The organism is Myxococcus vastator (assembly GCF_010894475.1).
GTDB classification, from domain to species: domain Bacteria; phylum Myxococcota; class Myxococcia; order Myxococcales; family Myxococcaceae; genus Myxococcus; species Myxococcus vastator.
This window is the reverse complement of the sequence record NZ_JAAIYB010000167.1, coordinates 1-16191: the sequence shown is the minus strand read 5'-3', so window position 1 is coordinate 16191 and position 16191 is coordinate 1. Positions and strand designations below refer to the sequence as shown.

Annotated in this window: 12 protein-coding genes and 2 pseudogenes; 8 read left to right on the top strand and 6 right to left on the bottom strand. The window is 67.1% G+C overall.

What is annotated here, in order from left to right:
- Positions 1 to 123: 123 nt before the first annotated feature.
- From G4D87_RS18000 to G4D87_RS17975, 6 genes and pseudogenes are all read right to left on the bottom strand, one after another.
- On the bottom strand, positions 124 to 570 hold the full coding sequence (locus G4D87_RS18000; RefSeq protein WP_163783301.1) for an HAAS signaling domain-containing protein: 447 nt from the start codon (positions 568 to 570) through the stop codon (positions 124 to 126).
- Between the two features lie 31 nt (positions 571 to 601).
- Positions 602 to 976, bottom strand: coding sequence for a PadR family transcriptional regulator (locus G4D87_RS17995; RefSeq protein ID WP_163783300.1), 375 nt, complete (start codon positions 974 to 976; stop codon positions 602 to 604).
- A 523-nt stretch (positions 977 to 1499) separates the two neighbouring features.
- On the bottom strand, positions 1500 to 1889 hold the full coding sequence (locus tag G4D87_RS39455; RefSeq protein ID WP_163783299.1) for a DMP19 family protein: 390 nt from the start codon (positions 1887 to 1889) through the stop codon (positions 1500 to 1502).
- A 37-nt stretch (positions 1890 to 1926) separates the two neighbouring features.
- A pseudogene (locus G4D87_RS40255) lies at positions 1927 to 2157 on the bottom strand (sce7726 family protein); the annotation flags it as partial.
- Between the two features lie 143 nt (positions 2158 to 2300).
- A pseudogene (locus G4D87_RS17980) lies at positions 2301 to 2711 on the bottom strand (hypothetical protein); the annotation flags it as partial.
- An 82-nt stretch (positions 2712 to 2793) separates the two neighbouring features.
- A complete protein-coding gene (locus G4D87_RS17975; protein WP_163783297.1) occupies positions 2794 to 4113 on the bottom strand; it encodes an IS4 family transposase in 1320 nt (439 codons plus the stop codon).
- 437 nt (positions 4114 to 4550) lie between these two features.
- Here G4D87_RS17975 and G4D87_RS40250 point away from each other — a divergent pair, with 437 nt between their 5' ends.
- From G4D87_RS40250 to G4D87_RS17935, 8 genes are all read left to right on the top strand, one after another.
- Positions 4551 to 4940 (top strand): helix-turn-helix domain-containing protein, encoded by a 390-nt coding sequence (locus tag G4D87_RS40250; RefSeq protein ID WP_163783296.1) that lies wholly within the window; start codon positions 4551 to 4553, stop codon positions 4938 to 4940.
- Complete coding sequence (locus G4D87_RS17965) at positions 4886 to 5515, top strand: IS630 family transposase (RefSeq protein WP_163783302.1); 630 nt, start codon at positions 4886 to 4888, stop codon at positions 5513 to 5515. The genes G4D87_RS40250 and G4D87_RS17965 overlap by 55 nt, the downstream gene beginning before the upstream one ends.
- Before the next feature lie 403 nt (positions 5516 to 5918).
- A complete protein-coding gene (locus tag G4D87_RS17960; RefSeq protein ID WP_240358370.1) occupies positions 5919 to 7076 on the top strand; it encodes an HlyD family secretion protein in 1158 nt (385 codons plus the stop codon).
- A gap of 2 nt (positions 7077 to 7078) precedes the next feature.
- Complete coding sequence (locus G4D87_RS17955; protein WP_163783294.1) at positions 7079 to 9808, top strand: ATP-binding cassette domain-containing protein; 2730 nt, start codon at positions 7079 to 7081, stop codon at positions 9806 to 9808.
- On the top strand, positions 9805 to 11916 hold the full coding sequence (locus tag G4D87_RS17950; protein WP_163783293.1) for an ATP-binding cassette domain-containing protein: 2112 nt from the start codon (positions 9805 to 9807) through the stop codon (positions 11914 to 11916). Before G4D87_RS17955 ends, G4D87_RS17950 begins: the two co-directional genes overlap by 4 nt.
- Positions 11913 to 13412, top strand: coding sequence for a TolC family protein (locus G4D87_RS17945; RefSeq protein ID WP_163783292.1), 1500 nt, complete (start codon positions 11913 to 11915; stop codon positions 13410 to 13412). Before G4D87_RS17950 ends, G4D87_RS17945 begins: the two co-directional genes overlap by 4 nt.
- Before the next feature lie 6 nt (positions 13413 to 13418).
- Positions 13419 to 15167: a hypothetical protein gene (locus tag G4D87_RS17940; RefSeq protein WP_163783291.1), complete on the top strand. Its 1749-nt coding sequence runs from the start codon at positions 13419 to 13421 to the stop codon at positions 15165 to 15167.
- An 8-nt stretch (positions 15168 to 15175) separates the two neighbouring features.
- Positions 15176 to 16189: a phosphotransferase enzyme family protein gene (locus G4D87_RS17935; protein WP_163783290.1), complete on the top strand. Its 1014-nt coding sequence runs from the start codon at positions 15176 to 15178 to the stop codon at positions 16187 to 16189.
- Positions 16190 to 16191: the final 2 nt, after the last annotated feature.

Sequence of the window (16191 nt, the reverse complement as noted above, 5' to 3'; positions counted from 1 at the left end):
GCTCTTCGTTGATGGCCACCTTGCGTACCAGCATGGCCTCTCCTCCTGTACCCCACCACTCTGCTTCGCACGGAGCTGTCAGGTAGGCGCCTGGCGAGCCGCTCGCTCAAATGCGGGGATCGCTCAGAACCCCAACCCCAACAGCTCCGTGGCCTCCGGAGACGGCGAGCCCGACCAGCCCACCGTGACGGATTCGCCGCTCCGGGTCGACCACACGCCGACAGACGAAGGCTCGAATACCTTCGCCAGCGCCAGAAGCAGGAGCGCCGCGGCGACCGAGAACCCGAATGCGCCCATCGAGTAATACAAACCGTGCGTGACAGTCTGTCTGACCCGCTGGATGACGCGAAAGCCGGTCGGAGGGGGCGCACCAGTCTGGATGTGCGCCACGTACTGCTCGGCCAGCACATCCGGAGCGCCGAAGCCTTCCAGCAACGCGGCGACGTCAGGTGTTTCACCTCGGGATTCGGCTTGCTCCACCACCTCGTGGAGATGGCTTTCGATTTCGCGGATGACCTCTTCGGCCTCGGCCGGGTCCAACTTGCCAAGCCGCGAGCGGAGCGCGTGCATGTACGCATGGATGGGTTGACGCGAGTCCATGTCAGCTTCCTTTGTCGGAGAGTTCGGTGCCGGCCGATGCGGTCAGCAGGGCGTCGATATCAGCGACGGACTGCCGCCATGCCTGCACGAGCGCGGTGAGCTTCTGCTCGCCCTTCACGGTGAGCTGGTAGTACTTGCGAGGCCGGCTATCGCCTTCCTGCAACCAATCGGCGCTCACCAGTTCGTCACGCTTGAGCCGATCCATCAGCGGATACAGCGTGCCTTCCGTGATGGCCGTCGTGGGAAAGCGCTGCAGATGGCGCAGCAACGCCAGGCCGTACACGGACCGCCCTCGTAACGCCGCCAGAATCACCAGCTCCAGCGCCCCCTTGCGCAGCTGTACCTGCCACTTCTCCTGCGGATCTTGGTCTGCCACCTCAGAACCTTGCCATGCCGCATACCTTGTTATGCAAGGTATATTGCTGTGCAGGGGACCCCCTGTCAACCCCTCCGAGAAGAGCGCCCCTGGGTCAGAGGCGACGACCTCGACACCTCGGATCCTCACCTCACGTGCGCAACGAAGGAGGGGCGCAATCACAATCACGCGGTATGTGGCTGTGACTCACTTGGTGTCTCCTCCTGTCGCTTGAGTTGTTGCGTCAATGGGCGCGGACCGAGAATCGAGGAGGGGGCCACTGCCACGACACTCTCGCTGCCTTCTTCCTTCACACGGGCTTGTGCGTTGCCGGACATCCCTGAAGCTGGTTAGCCGCCCCAACCTGCCTCACCGAAACCGGCGCGCCAGCCGACACTCTCTGGCGCGCAGGGCAGGCCCATTCACATAGGACTCATCCCTCGCTGCTGCGGAACTTCCATCCGACCCGGCAAGAACGAGACCGAAGGCTGGTTCCCTTGTGGCGGCCATCGTGCACTCCTGCAACTGAGCCGAGGCCAGCTTCTCAGTCGAGAAAGAACTCGGACGGATGCGCGTCGACGTACCGCAGGAAGAAAGCCTCCAGTCTCCCTTCGTCGAAGAGGAGCTCGCTCAGCGGGTCGATGTGCTCGTCCAGCCAGGCCCGCGGGCACGTATCGAGTATCCGGCGACGCTCATTCTGCGTCTCTGGCGGGGTGGAGTCGAAGAGAGAGAGCATGGCGGCCCTCACGGTCGCGGCATGCTTGTCCGCGCCAAGCTCATCAAGGACCTTCAGCACGAAGTCCATAGCAACCGGGCCGAAGTTGTACAGCGACTGGTCCAGCCCTCCATTCCCCACGTCTCGAATGAAGAACGTCGTGAGGGCGAGAACCTGCTGACCATGCGTCCTCGCCCTCGCGAAGAAGCTTGAGAGCATCAGGTCGCCAGAGCAGCCGAGCAACCGAAAACATCTGCTGCTCTGGATTTCGCGCTGCGAACCTGTGGGCGTCGACACGCACCGCGCTGCCCCCCACCGAGTGCGCGATACTCAATCCCCACCACTCCGGCACGAGAGCTGACGCCTTGGCCAGGTGTCCTTCCGCGACGACGAGCGTCGCGCGGTCAAGTGCGGCGCCGTGGGCAGATACCTGACGAGGTAGCCGGGTCAGGATGTCGCGCTCACTCTTGAGCTCGTAGCCGTGCATCTCATCGTCGATCACCACGACATCGGCGCGGAGTTGCTCCCACAGGGCGTTGCGAACATCGATGTCACGCATGGCCCATCGCTCTCGGCTTCAAGTAGACCGTCAGCCTCTATCGATCCGGGTGACGAGAACAGCCCTCGAACTCAGGGCCGGTACCGCTCCACCGCATGGAAGAACTGCGTGAGCGAGTAGTCCAGCAGCGACTGGCACGACTGCATGTACCGGCGGGCGCGGAGGAAGGGCAGCCAGACGCGCTTGCCCACGCGCACCTGGGACTCTTCCATCTTCTGCCGCAGCACCCACATCCCTCCTAACCGCCGCACCAGCACGTCCCCCAGGTAGGCTCCGAGCGCCGGTGCGGTGTGTCCATCGATGAGTTGCCGGTCGTATCTCTCCGGGAAGTCTTCCTTCCAGAAGAAGAAGTCGAGGTCCGTGAGGGACTCGGCCGTCTCGTCCATGATGGAGGGCACCTTGGTGTGCAGCGCGGCCACGAGGCCTTCGGACAAGTCGCCGTAGGACTCGAGGACGCGCTCCGGATTCGTCACGTCCGAGGGATGACAGTGGGTCGCAGTACCAGGAGGACGCAGCCATTGGGCAGTTCCTCCACGAGGTGTGCCGGAGTCATCCGCTTCCGGTTTAGCGGCCGCTCCCGAGGGAAGCTTCGCGCCTGCGTCGTTCACGCTCGCGACGTTGCTGTCGTGAACGGGCGGTCACCTCCGCGATGAGGAGGATACGCTCCTCCAATTGCTCCAGCGTCACGCCCCGGCTCATCATCGCATGGGACAGTAGCAGTGGGGCGCAGCGGGTCAACGCCAGCACCAGCGCGAGCCGCCCCGTTGCCTGCTGTTGGCCCGGCTCGCCTGCCTTCTGTCGCATCGAGAATTCCAGCAGGCGCGAGAGGGCCAGGGCAATCACCTTGGCGTAAACCAACGCGAGCACCGCACCAGGCCGCGTGGCGCGCAGCGCCGTCAGTCCCACACCAGACTTGAGGGCTTTGAAGAGAAGTTCCACCCTCCAGCGCAGGCGGTAGGCCTCGGCCACCTCCAGGGCTGTCAACACGTCGCGGCCTACCGTCGTCAAATACCAGCGCCGCTCGCCCTCGGGCCCTTGCACGGCCACCACCCGCGCCGAGGCTGTGCGCCCCTGCTTCTCCAGTTGCACGTCCACGTCGATGACTCCGCCATCCTCTCGCAGCACGCCCTGCAGCAGCGCATCCGTCAAGCGCATGCCACGCGCCCGCACACGCTCGCCCTTGCCCACGTGCACCCGCAGCACCTTCGGGTCATGCTGGGCCTTCAGCCGCACCAGGAAATGGGCTCCGGCCTCAATCGCATCGAGGAAGCGGCCGGTGTCCGTGTACCCCAGGTCCATGAAGGTGAGCGTGCCGGGCGCCAGCGCCTCTTCGGGCAAGGCGCGTGTGTCCTGGGTGCGCTGGGGCGTCACGCCGTCCGCCACCGGCAACTCGTCTCGCAGTGACACCAGCGCGTGCCATTTGAAGGACGCTGGCCGTACCTGGCTGGTGGAGGGGGCCCAGGCAGCCGCCAGTCGCCGCAGCAACTGGCAGGTGGAGTCTGCCACCTGCACGTCTGAGAATTCTTCCAGCAGTGCCCCCAACTCATTGAAGGGCTTGTCCTCGCCGACTGCCTCTCGCACGGCCTGGACAGCCCGGCCGGCCACCTCACGCATCAACTGCCCGAAGGCGTGGTTGAATCGCTCGAAGAAGGCGCTGGGCGACACCTTCTGTCCGGTGAGCGCGATATAGTTGGCGAAGGCTGTTGTCTGGGTGCCAGGCAGCGGCGTCACCGCGGCCACCGTGGACTCCACCAACGCCACCAAGTCCACCTTTCGCTGGCGCTGCAACGCACCCAACCGCCGCGCCGCCTCCAGGATGTCTTCGGCCGACACCAGCGCGCGCAGTCCCTCAGCCACCTTCGTCCTCGGAGTGCTCTTCCTCATGCCGGAAGAATGTTCCTGGCCACCCTATTTCGGCGGACCTGCCTGCTCGGCTGCACTCAGGTCCTTGAATCTGCTCCGCTTTTCTCCATCACGTTAAACGGACGCGGATGGTGCCGGAGTAGAGAGCATCCGCTCGCGACCTACGCACTCCACAAGCTTGGGGCCGAAGACGTTCAGCCAGCACAACTCATAGATCTTGTCGAACCCGTCTTTCCGCGCCGCTCGGTCATGACGGCCAAAGTTGGGAGCCCCAGCCAGTTGCTCGTCTGCAATGCGGTGAGCCGATGCGTAAGGAACCGGGTACCGAGCGGCCCAGGCACGGGCCACTGTCACAAGCGTTCGGCAGGCATCCTTTTCAGAGAAGAAGTGGAGCGGCTGCACGTCGAGGCTAGCATGCCCGCTGGACTCGCCCTGCGCGAGCACGAGATTGAGCACCAGTGGCGTACCTGGCGCACGAGGGAACGTGGGGAGAAATTGCCAGGAGGTTTCGGGTAGGGGTCGCGACGGTTTATCGTCTCGTCGGCCGCTGGAAGCGCACCCACTCCATCGCTCCGCTACGCACCGGCCCTCGGCCCCACTATCGAATACCGGGCGCGCAGCTGACCAAGGTGAAGCGACTGCTGGACGCCAGGCCCGACAGCACGACGCAGGAGATTGCGGATGCCTACGCCGAAGCGACAGGCGTGCGGGTGAGCCGCCCCACCATGGGACGTGCCTTCCGGCGCTTGGGCTACACGCGTAAAAAAAGTCGCTCCTCGCCTCCGAGCGGCGGCTGGCGAAGAATCGCCAGGCCCGAAGGAGGTATCTGGATAAATCCGCCGAGCTGAAACCCTCGCACCTGGACTTCATCGATGAAACCGCCGCCACCCTCACCATGGCTCGCCGCTATGGGCGTGCTCGGCGAGGGCAGCGAACGCGCGGCTATGTCCCCATGGGCCGTCGGCAGGTCCTCACGATGATGGGGGACCTGACGCTCCAGGGAATGGGGCCCGTGCTGACCTTCGAGGGCGCCACGAATAGCGAACGCTTCGAGACCTACGTCCGCGAGGGGCTACTGCCCATCCTCCAGCCCCACGACGTGGTAGTCCTGGACAACCTCAGCGCCCATCACCGACCCGCTGTCGAAGCGCTCATTCGCAGCCGCAAGGCACAGCTCCTCTTCCTGCCGCCCTACAGCCCCGACCTCAACCCCATCGAGTCCTGCTGGCTGAGCGAGCCTGCCCGACTTGCTACGTTGAGATTGAGGAACCACCCGACTCCGGGAAGCCACGAGACTGGCACAACAGCCACCCAGGAGCGCCCTGGCATATTCGGTTCAAGCGCACGAGCGGTTCTGGCTCAACCTGGCAGGAACGAGCACCTGCAAGATCAAGACGTTGCCAGAAATGAGAAGAGGAGCTGATGGAAAATCCCCATCAACCCCCCCTCTGTTGATCTGAAACGAGGAACGCCCAGACTCAACAGCGGGCGTCAGAACGACTGACTACTAGCGCGCCTTCGGGCCGCCGCGAACGTGGATCTTGATCTTCATGTCGAGCCTCCTTTCTTCGAATTGAACGCTACGTGTACTCGAAACAGGATGTCAAATCGAACCAGTGATTAATGTGCAACGCATTGCGGCGATGCGGACGAAGTCCCGCGGCGCATCGAGGTGCCCGTGTTCAGACAAGGGGAGCGTGAATCACAAAGCAGTGGCCGAGGTGTTGACAGGGCGCGACCATTAAGGCGACTTTGGTTCGCGGACCATGGCATATCCCTTCGAGCGAACCCTTCGTTCCCTGAATTACGAGTCGGACACGCGCCTCGTGTTCGTCGCTCTGATGGTGTTGTGCGCCGGCGGGCTCATCGCCTGGTCGCTGTTCGCCAAGGTCCCGCTCGTCAAGGCCAGCTCACAGGCCCGGATCGAGCCACACAACGCCGTCCATCGCATCGAGCCGCCCAGCGCGGGCAGGGTCGTGCTCTCGCGGCTCAAACTCGACCAGGAGGTCAAGGAAGGCGACCTGCTCATCGAGTTCGACACACGGGCCGAGCGCCTCGAGCTCGAGCGGAGCAAGGCGACGCTCGCCGCGACCGAGAAGGAGCTCGCCATCATCCGTCAGCAGATTGCCAACAAGCACGAAGAGGCGGCTTTGACGGCACGGGTGGACGAGGTCGCAATCAAGGAGGCGATGGAGAGGGAGCAGGAGCTCGCCCCCAGGCACCGGCTCGCGGTGGAACGCGCGGAGCTGGCCCTCAACAGCCCGACGGGCGCGGTCTCGGAGATGGAGAAGCTCGAGCGCACGACCGATGTCGACGCGCTCCGCTTCGCGCAGACGGCGCAGGGCCTGGCGCTCACCCGACTGCGGCGCGAGCAGAACGTGCGCCGTCAAGCCCTCGCCGCGCAGTTGCTGGAATTCGAGCGCGAGGAGCTGGGCGCCGAGGGGCGGATCCGGGAGCTTCAGGGCACCATCGACCGCCTTGAGTACCAGATCGAGCAGAAGCTGTATCGGGCGCCGGCCACGGGCCACCTGGTCGACGTGGCGGAGCTCGGCTCGGGCGCGTTCATCGCCGACGGGCAGCGGGTCGGCACCATCCTCGCGAGCGATGCCGAGGTGCGGGTGCGCGCCCGTTTCCCGAAGGAGATCGTCGGATTGATCCATCCCGGTCAAACGGCGCGCCTCAAGCTCGACGGCTACCCGACGACCATCTACGGGACGGTCCCCGCAAGCGTGACGGCCGTCGGGACCGAGCCCGGTCAGACGGCCACGCCCGAGGCCATCCCCGGTACGGTGCGCGTCGAGCTCAAGTTCGCGCCGCCGGACGATCCGCGCATCCAGCTGCGCCACGGCATGACCCTGGCGGTGGAGGTCGAGGTCGCGCGGGCATCGCCTGTCGCGCTGCTGATGCGGGCGGTCGGCGAATGGAATCCGCAGCTTGAAGAACGGCCCACGACTGTGTTCCGGCCCGAAGAAGTGGCCCGCTGACCATGACTCCTCCCAGGCGCCGACGCTCAATCATTCCCGAGGTGATCCAGATCTCGGCGACGGATTGCGGCCCCGCTTCACTCAAGAGCCTGTTCGCGGGGATGGGCGCCGAGCTCAACTATCGCGTCCTTCGCGAAGTGTGTCAGACGGACGTCGATGGCACCTCGATTGTCACCTTGGATGAAGTCGCGAACCAGCTCGGGCTCGACGCCGAGCAGGTGATGCTTCCGCTCGATCACGTGGTGGTCCCCGAAGCCAAGGCGCTTCCCGCCATCATCGTCACGCTCAGCGCGGGAGGACGGCCGCACTTCGTGGTGCTGTGGAGTCGCGTCGGCCCGTTCATCCAGGTCATGGACCCGGCGGCGGGCCGTCACTGGACCCGGATTTCGACGCTGCTGAGCCACCTGTACCAGCACACCACGTCCGTTCCGGCGGCCGGCTGGCGCGAATGGGCCGGGTCCGAGGAGGCGGTCGCGACGTTCGAGCGCCGCCTGCTGAACCTGGGTGCAACGCAGGCGCGGGCGCTGGTTGCCCGGGCGCTCGAGGACCCCGGGTATCTGTCGATCGCCAGGCTCGACGCCGCGTGCCGGGCGTCCGAAGCGATGATTCGCGCGGGCGCCGTCCGGCGAGGCCGGACGGCGGCGGGGCTGCTGCAATCCATGATGGCGAAGGACGATTCCGGCGCAGTGCCCATTCCCGCTGCCTATTGGTCCGTTCGCCCCAACCCCGAGGTGGAGGGCGAGCTGTCGATGACCGGCGCGGTGCTGATGCGGGTTCGCGGTTGGCGCGAGGCTTCGCGCGAAAGCGAAGACGCGCCCAGAGCCGTGCTCGCGAGCGACCTGGCGACGGAGCTCGTCGCCAGGCAGGTGAGCCCGGCGCGAACGCTGCTCCGCCTGCGAGGCGAAGATTCGTGGGTCGTTCCGGGCCTGATTGCGGTGGGACTGGTGTTCGCCACCTTCGGGCGGATCCTGCAAGCGCTGATGCTCCGTGGCGTGCTCGACCTGGGGCGCGACCTCGGCACGTTCGCGCAGCGTGCGACGGGCATGGCCGTTCTCGCGGGCGTCGCGCTCTGCTTCATGCTCATCCAAATCCCCATTTCATTGGGATTGCTCGGCATCGGCCGCCGGCTCGAGGTGCGGCTGCGGAAGGCGTATTTCGAGAAGCTCCCCGAGATGGAGGACCGCTACTTCCAGAGCCGGCTCGCCTCCGACATGGCGTCTCGCACGCACAACATCCAGGCGATGCGGTCGCTGCCGCCCCTGCTCGCGCAGGCCTTGGTCCTGTCGCTCGAAGTCGCGAGCATCACTGCCGCGCTCATCTGGGCCGCGCCGCACGCATGGCACATCGTGCTCGCGCTCGCGGCGGTCACGCTGCTCGTGCCCCTGGTCGCGCAGAAGCTGCTCTTCGAGCCCGACCTGCGCGTGCAGATGCACGCGGGCGCGCTCAGCGGGTTCACCCTGAACGCGCTCGTCGGGCTCACGCCGATCCGGATCCACGGCGCCGAGCGGTCGCTGCGCCGCGCGCAGGAGACCTTGCTCGTCAGCTGGAGCAAGGCGCGCTATTGGCTCCAGACGCTGTCGGTCGGGTTCGAAGGCGGGCTGATGCTGGTGGGCTACGGCCTCGTCATGCTGCTCGTCTATTCGTACCTCGCGGGCACCGATCGGGCTTCGCTGGTGTTGTTGGTCGTCTATTGGGCGCTGCGGTTCCCCATCCTCGGCCAGCGGCTGATGCTGCTGAGCCGCGCGTTCCCGAATGCGATGAACCGGGTTCGCCGGCTCCTCGACGTCATCGGCGACATCAAGGATCCGCACGCCCGGCCCGAGGCGCCAGTGCGGGAGCCTGTCGCGCCCGCGGGCGCCGCGAGCGGCGTTTCGATCGTGATGGAGAAGGTCCGCGTGAAAGGCGGCGGTCACACCATCCTCGACAAGGTTTCCTTGAACATCGCCCCCGGCGAGCACGTGGCCGTGGTCGGTGTCTCCGGAGCAGGCAAGTCGACGCTGGTCGGCCTCTTGCTCGGCTGGCTCCGGCCGGCGCGCGGCGAAATCAAGGTCGACGGGCAGGTGCTCGATCAGGCCGCTGTCGAGCGGCTGCGGCGCACCACGGCCTGGGTGGATCCGGCGATCAGTCTCTGGAACCAGAGCCTCATCGACAACCTCCGGTATGGCAACGACGGCGCGCAAGGCTGGTCACTGTCGGGGGCGCTCAAGGGCGCCGAGATGCTCGACATCCTCGAGGCGCTTCCAGACGGGCTGCAGACGTCGTTGGGCGAAGGCGGAGGGCTGGTCTCGGGCGGCCAGGGTCAGCGCGTGCGCCTGGCGCGCGCGATGCTTCGCTCCGGCGTGCGCCTGGCCATCCTCGACGAGCCCTTTCGCGGTCTCGATCGCGACCGGCGCGCGCGGCTCCTCGCCGAGTCCCGGCGGCTCTGGGCAGACATCACGCTCCTCTGTGTCACCCACGACGTCGAGCACACCCAGGAGTTCGATCGCGTGCTCGTGATCGAGAACGGTCGGGTCCTCGAGAACGGGCCTCCGAAGGAGCTGCTCGCGAACAAAGCGTCGCGGTACGCCGTGCTCCTTCGCGCCGACCAGGAGAATCGCACGCTGCTCTGGGGCGGTGGGCGCTGGCGCCATTGGTGGCTTTCGGACGGCCAGCTGGTGGAGAAGCCGGCGCCGAAGCCGGTGGAGACGCCGGTCGCGGAGCCCGCCGCGGGCGAGCTGGAGCTGGCGGGATGACGCGCTCGCACTCCGACTTGTTGTGGCCGGTCGAGCGACTGCCCGACGCGCTGGAGCAGCTGGCGCAGAGGCAAGGCTATGGCAGGGCCGCGGGCGAGATCGCTCCGCCCGCGGCGGCCGTCGAGCCGAGCCGGGTCTGGATGTTCGCGCTCGGAGATCGGCTCGGCGTGGAGCTCGAGCCGATCACGCCGCTCTACCACGAGCTGCCCGACGTCCTCGCACGCGCCGCGCCCTGCATCCTCCAGGTCCGGCGAGACGGCGTCCCGTCCTATCTGGTGCTGCTGGGTACGCGGCGCGGGAAGCTGCGCCTGCTCGCGCGCGACGCCACGGCGGTTTCAGTCCAGACGCAGAGCGCGATCGCGCTCCTGCGCGAAGAGCAGGAAGCCACCGTCGCCGAGGTGGACCAGTTGCTCGGCGGCGTGGAGATGTCGCCCCGTGCGCGCGAACACGCCCGCTCCCAGATGCTGCTGCAGCGGCTCGGCCAGGCGCAGCTGCGCACCGGCTGGATCATGCGCCCCAGGCGCACCGCGAACCGGCGGACGCTGCTCGGCGACATCCCGTCGCTCGTCGCCGGCATCCTCGTGAGCCACACGCTCCTCTCGCTGGTGCTGGCGGGCTCGTTCTGGTTGCTCGGTCGCGCCGCGCTCCAGGCCCACCTCGAGACCGGCTGGTTCCTGGGGTGGATCGCCGTGATCGCGTGCGCGATTCCGCTACGCATGCTCGAGGTGTGGTGGCAGGGCGTGTTCTCGATCCGGCTCGGAACGCTGCTGAAGCAGCAGCTCCTTGCGGGAACCCTCAAGCTGACCCCCGACGAGGTGCGGCTCGACGGCATCGGCCGCCATTTCGGCCGCGTCGCCGAGGCCGAGGTCGTCGAGCAGCTCGCGGTCGGCGGCGCCCTGCTCGCGGTGTTGTCGCTCGTCGACTTGATTCTGGCGGGCGTCATCCTCGTGCTCGGGGCGGGAGGGTGGCCCCAGGCGATGGTGCTCGTCCTGTGGGTCGTGGTCGCGTTCGTCCTCGCGCGCCGCCACTACGGCGTCCAGCGGGCGTGGTCGAGCGCGCGCGTCGAGATCACCCACGACCTGCTCGAGCGCATGCTCGGCCATCGAACGCGGCTGGCGCAGCTTCCACTCGAGCGCTGGCATGATGGCGAAGACGTCCGCTTGAGCGCCTACTCCGAGATTTCGAAGGTCATGGACCGCCGGACCATGCAGCTGACCGCGCTCCTGCGCGACGGCTGGTTGGTGCTCGCCCTGCTGACCTTGCTGCCGGCGTTCAGCAGCGGTACGGCCAATGCCAGCGCGCTGGCGGTGTCCGTGGGCGGCATCTTGCTCGCGCTGCGAGCCTTCGACGAGGTCGCCGTCTACTTCCAGCAGGTCTCCCAGGCGGCGGTGTCGTTCGAGCAGATCCGCGACTTGTTGCTCGCGGTGGGCCGCCCGGAGCTCGAATCGAAAGTCCCTCTCGAAATGGAGGGAGGCAAGCCCACCGACGCCGCCGGCGGAACCCTCATCGAGGCGCGGGGCGTGACCTTCCGGCACGACGCGCGCACCCGGCCGGTGCTCGAGAACTGCTCGTTCCAGATCGCGCAGGGCGACCGCATCCTGCTGGAGGGCCCCTCGGGCGGTGGCAAGTCGACGCTGGTGTCGCTGCTCACGGGCCTGAGGACGCCGCAGGGCGGTGTGATGCTGCTGCACGCGTTGGACCGCGCGACGTTCGGCGCCTCGGGCTGGCGCAAGCGCATCACCGCCGCGCCGCAGTTCCACGAGAACCACGTCCTGTCCGGCAGCTTCGCGTACAATCTCCTGCTCGGGCGCGAGTGGCCGACCTCGCCCGAGCTGCGGACCAAGGCCGCCGCGCTGTGCAAGGAGCTCGGGCTGGACGAGCTTGTCGCCAAGATGCCCGCCGGCCTCGAGGAGATGATCGGCGAGACCGGCTGGCAACTCTCGCACGGCGAGAAGAGCCGGCTCTACATCGCGCGCACGCTGCTGCAGGGGGTCGAACTGGTCATCCTCGACGAGAGCTTCGCCTCCCTTGATCCCGAGACCATGCGGGTCGCGCAGCGCTGCGTCCTCAACCACGCGAAAGCCCTCGTGGTCGTCAGCCACCCATGAGACTTCGATTTACGCTCGCCCTCCTCGCGATGACCTGCTCCGGTTGCGAGCTCATCCGTCCCGTCGTCGTCAACCCGCCTCCGACGCCGAGCAGCTACTCGACCGCCGCCGAACCGCGCACCGAGCCGCCCCCACCGTCCAGCGCACCCGAAGGCGGGGTTCCAAGCCCGCGGCCGGCGAAGGAGGGCGTGCCCGCGCAGCCCGCCGAGCGCGTCACCCAGGACGCAGTCTGGTGGTCGGCGTTCGCCGATCCGGCGCTCGACACGGCCATCCAGGAGTGCTTCAGCGACAACCTGGTCCTGCGCGAAGTGCGGGAGCTGATCTACGAGAACCAGCTCGACCCCAACGTGCCGCAAGGTTGGTGGTACCCGCTCCAGGTCGGCATCCTGAACCCGGCGGGGCTGAGGCATGTCGTTGCCAACGCCAACCTTCCACCCGCGCCGCCAACCCGGGCCGAGTACGACGTCGCCACCGTCGGTTTCGGCGTGGCCTACCAGGTCGACCTGTTTGGAGCCCTCAGTGCGCAGCGGCGCGCGGGATTGAACTTCGCCGAGCAGCAGCGGCAGCTCACCGAGGGCCGCATCCAGGACCTCGCGGTGCGGATCACCCAGGTCTGGTTCGACATCCTCGAGGCCCGCGCGCTCCGGGACCTGACGCTGCGGCAGATCGATTACAACAAGGAGCTGCTCCGGCTGATTCGAGCGCGGTTCGAGCAGCACCTCACGCCCCGGCTCGTGGTGCTGCAACAGGAGCAGTTGCTGGTGAACCTGGAATCGCAGGTGCCGCTGATCGCCACCCGGAACGCGCTCTTGAATTCAGAGCTGAAGGCGCTGCTGGGCCGGGTACCCACCCCCGCCGACGACGTCATTCCGCTCGACCGAAAGCTTCCCGATCTCCCGCCCACACCTGAACTCGGAACGCCGGGCGACTTGAATGTGAACACGCCCGAGATGCGGCTCGCGGAGCTGCGCGTCGCCGAGGTCGAGCACCGCATCAACGCGAACCTGGCGAGCTGGCTTCCGACGATTCAACTGGTGGGCAACGTGGGCGCTTTGAAGGTCGGTCTCTCGGAGCCGGCCCTGGCCGAGTCCGTCGTCGGGGTGAACCTGACCTGGGCCCTGTTCGATGGAAGGCGCGTCACCGAGTACATGCGACTGCCAATTCAGCTCCAGCGTCGCGAGATCCAATATCAGCTCGCGCTGAACACGGCGATCGGACGGGTGCAGGATGCCGTGGTTCGGGAGGAGAACGAGGCGACGAGCCTGCGCAGCCTGCGTGCGCAGGTCCAGCTCGGGCAGCAGCTCCTGGACGAGGCGAGGCGGCTCTTCGAGCAGGGGCATTCGGACTATCTGACGGTGCTCACCGCCCTGACGAATCTGGTCGGGCTCGAGCGCGCGAGTCTGCAGGCGCAACGGCTGCTGCTCAACCATCGCGTCGAGGTCTATCGCTCGCTCGGCGGCACCTGGTCGCGCGACGTCACATTGAAGCGGGAGTGAGAAGCCATGGCACAGCTGCAAGCGGATGAGATGCTCTACATTCCCAATCGAAGGCGGCTCACGCACGACCGGCTCGACGCGGGGAATGGCCAGCAGGTCCTGCACCTCTTCTATGGCGAGGTGGAGCTCATCTTCGACGAGCCGGACATCGCGCCCCTAGGCGAGAAGCTGCTCCAGGTCGAGCAATTTCAAGCCTCCGACGCCATGGCGTGGTCGGACGGCGCGCCCCATTCCTGGGACAGAATCCGGGACCTGCTCGAAGCATTGATCGAACAGCGGGTGTTGAGGCGGGTCTCGGATGCGCCCACGGGCCGCCCCGCGGTGTCCTTCCCTGAGCGGTTGGGTGAGGTGCCAGCGGGGCGTGAGCCGCTCACGTTCAGCGCCAGCGACAATCGTTGCCCCGTGCTGACCGAACAGGCGTTCGGACGGGCGTTCGAGCTCTCGAACCTCGAGGTGGTCGTGCCCGTCTACCGCGTGGCGCATCCAGCGCTCGACGGTGATGGCCGGCAAGTGGGCGAGAACAACGTCGCACCGCGCACCTTGTTCCTCGATCTCCCCACCGTGCGCAAGCAGTGCCACTACGCGGGGAGCCGGTACCAGAGCGAACGCCCGATGAACGTGACCGCGATGAAGGGCATGGCGCGTCAGTGGCCGGACCTGCTCTCGCTGACCGAGCAGTTCCGCAGGGCCTTCCTCGCGCGCATGCCGCCCCGGACCCCGGGCGTGCTCACCGCGGGCGAGCTCCACATGCTGGTCGTCTGCACGCTCGCGTCGGTCGGGTACGTGCTGGTGCGGGGCACCCATCCGGTGCCGAACGGAGAGCTCGACAGCGGGCTCGCGGCCATGTTCCGGCTGATCGACGGAGTTCGCCTGGTCACCAACGACCTGGTGCGCGACGCCCCCGAGCAACCCGTCACCGCGCAATCGATCGTGGACTATGCCGAGCGTCACGCGGTCTTCCATGGTCCGCACGGCGTGTGCGCCGGGCCGCCGGCGCTGATCAACGAATATATGCAGGTGTTGACCGGCTCGGCCCCGGCACCCATCGAGGCCCAGCCCGACATCGCAGCGCGCCTCGGCGATCTCGACGCCGCGCTCGATTACGGCCTGCTCGGGCAGCGCGTCGAATCGGTGGTCCGCTTCCTCGGCGCGACCCAGGGGCTGCTCCACGAACGGCTCCGGGCGGCGTTCGCCGGACACCTCCCGCGTACCGCGCTGCAAGCGTGCGTGGAGGCGCCCATCGATGTCGCGCATTACCCGTTGCTCCGGGACGACTTCCCACTCGCCGAGACATACCAGCGCGAGATCAAGCTCAGCCGCTGGTTGTTCGCGCGCATCGGCGAGGCGTTCCCCGGCACGCCACAGGGCACCTCGCTGGACGCGCTGGCGGAGCTGGATCCCGCCGAGCAGGCCACGAGCCAGCGGCGACTGGCCGAGCTCTTCGCGCATGGGCTGCCGGGAGACAAGGTCGTGGCGGAGCCCATCTGCGGTGAGCTCGCTGGCGTCGCCGCCAGCGCGTTCGCCCTCGAGCGCCGGTGCCTGCGCGTCGTCGAGCGCGAGCAAGCGATGCTGAACCAGCGGCTCCGGCGCTCGGATCACCCCCTGACCGGCGCAGACCTGGCGGTGTTCACGCGGCCGCGCAATGGCCCCCCGTTGGCGGAGACCCTCGCGCGCGGCCTGGGCATCTCGGTCACCAGCGACTCTGCCTCGACCGTGCTGGGCTACGGTGAGAGCAGCCTCACGTTGAAGGACTAGAGGGTTCAATGCATCCAGAGCTCGTCCGCCGCTTCCACGAACCGATTCGCGATGAGGCTGCGCGCCGGTATGGCCTGTCGCCCGAGCAGCTCACCGAGCTCGCGGCCTTCGAGAACTTCGTCTACGAGGCGGAGAACGACGACGGCGAGGGCCTGATCTTGCGCATCTCGCACAGTACGCGGCGAACGATCGACTACACGCTGGGTGAGGTCGAGTTCGTTCGCTATCTGGCCGCCGCGCGCATTCCAATCGCCTCGCCGGTCCTCTCCGATGCGGGGCAGTTCGTGGAGCGGATCGAAGACCGCGAGCCCGGCAGCTACTTCGTCGCCACCGCGTTCGAGCGCGCGCCGGGCATCGTCTTCGACGACGCACCTCCGCTCAAGGAGCGCTACTGGAAGCCCCCCCTGTTCCGCGACCTGGGCCGGCTGTTCGCGCGGCTCCACAACCGCGCCCAGACCTACGCGCCTTCGAGCCCCAGGCTCAAGCGCCAGGAGTGGCATGAGTACGACGTGGTCGACATCGACCGGTTCGCGCCTCCCGAGGAGACGCTCGTTCGCGAGCGCACAGCGGCGATCATCGCGCGATTGAACCAGCTACCGCGAACACCGGAGAGCTACGGGCTGATCCACGCCGATCTCCACATGCACAACTTCTGCTTCGCCGAAGGCAAGGTCACCGCGTTCGACTTCGACAACTGCGAGTACGCGTGGTTCGTCAAGGACATCGCGGTACTCCTCTTCTACATCGCGCGAGGCGAGGCTCGAGAGGCGCGCGACGAAGCGGTCGCTGCGTTCCTGGGGCCGTTCCTCGAAGGGTATCGGGAGCTCCGACGGATGGAGCGCGAGTGGCTCGCGGCCGTGCCGGACCTGCTCGCGCTCCAGCGCTCGATGAATTACGCGCTGTTCCACCAGTATCGCGACCCGGCCGTGCTCGACGAGAGCACGCTCGACCGGTGGGGGCGATTCCGGCGCGACATCGAAGCGGACACACCCATCCTGCAGATTGATTTCACGAGCTTCTAGCG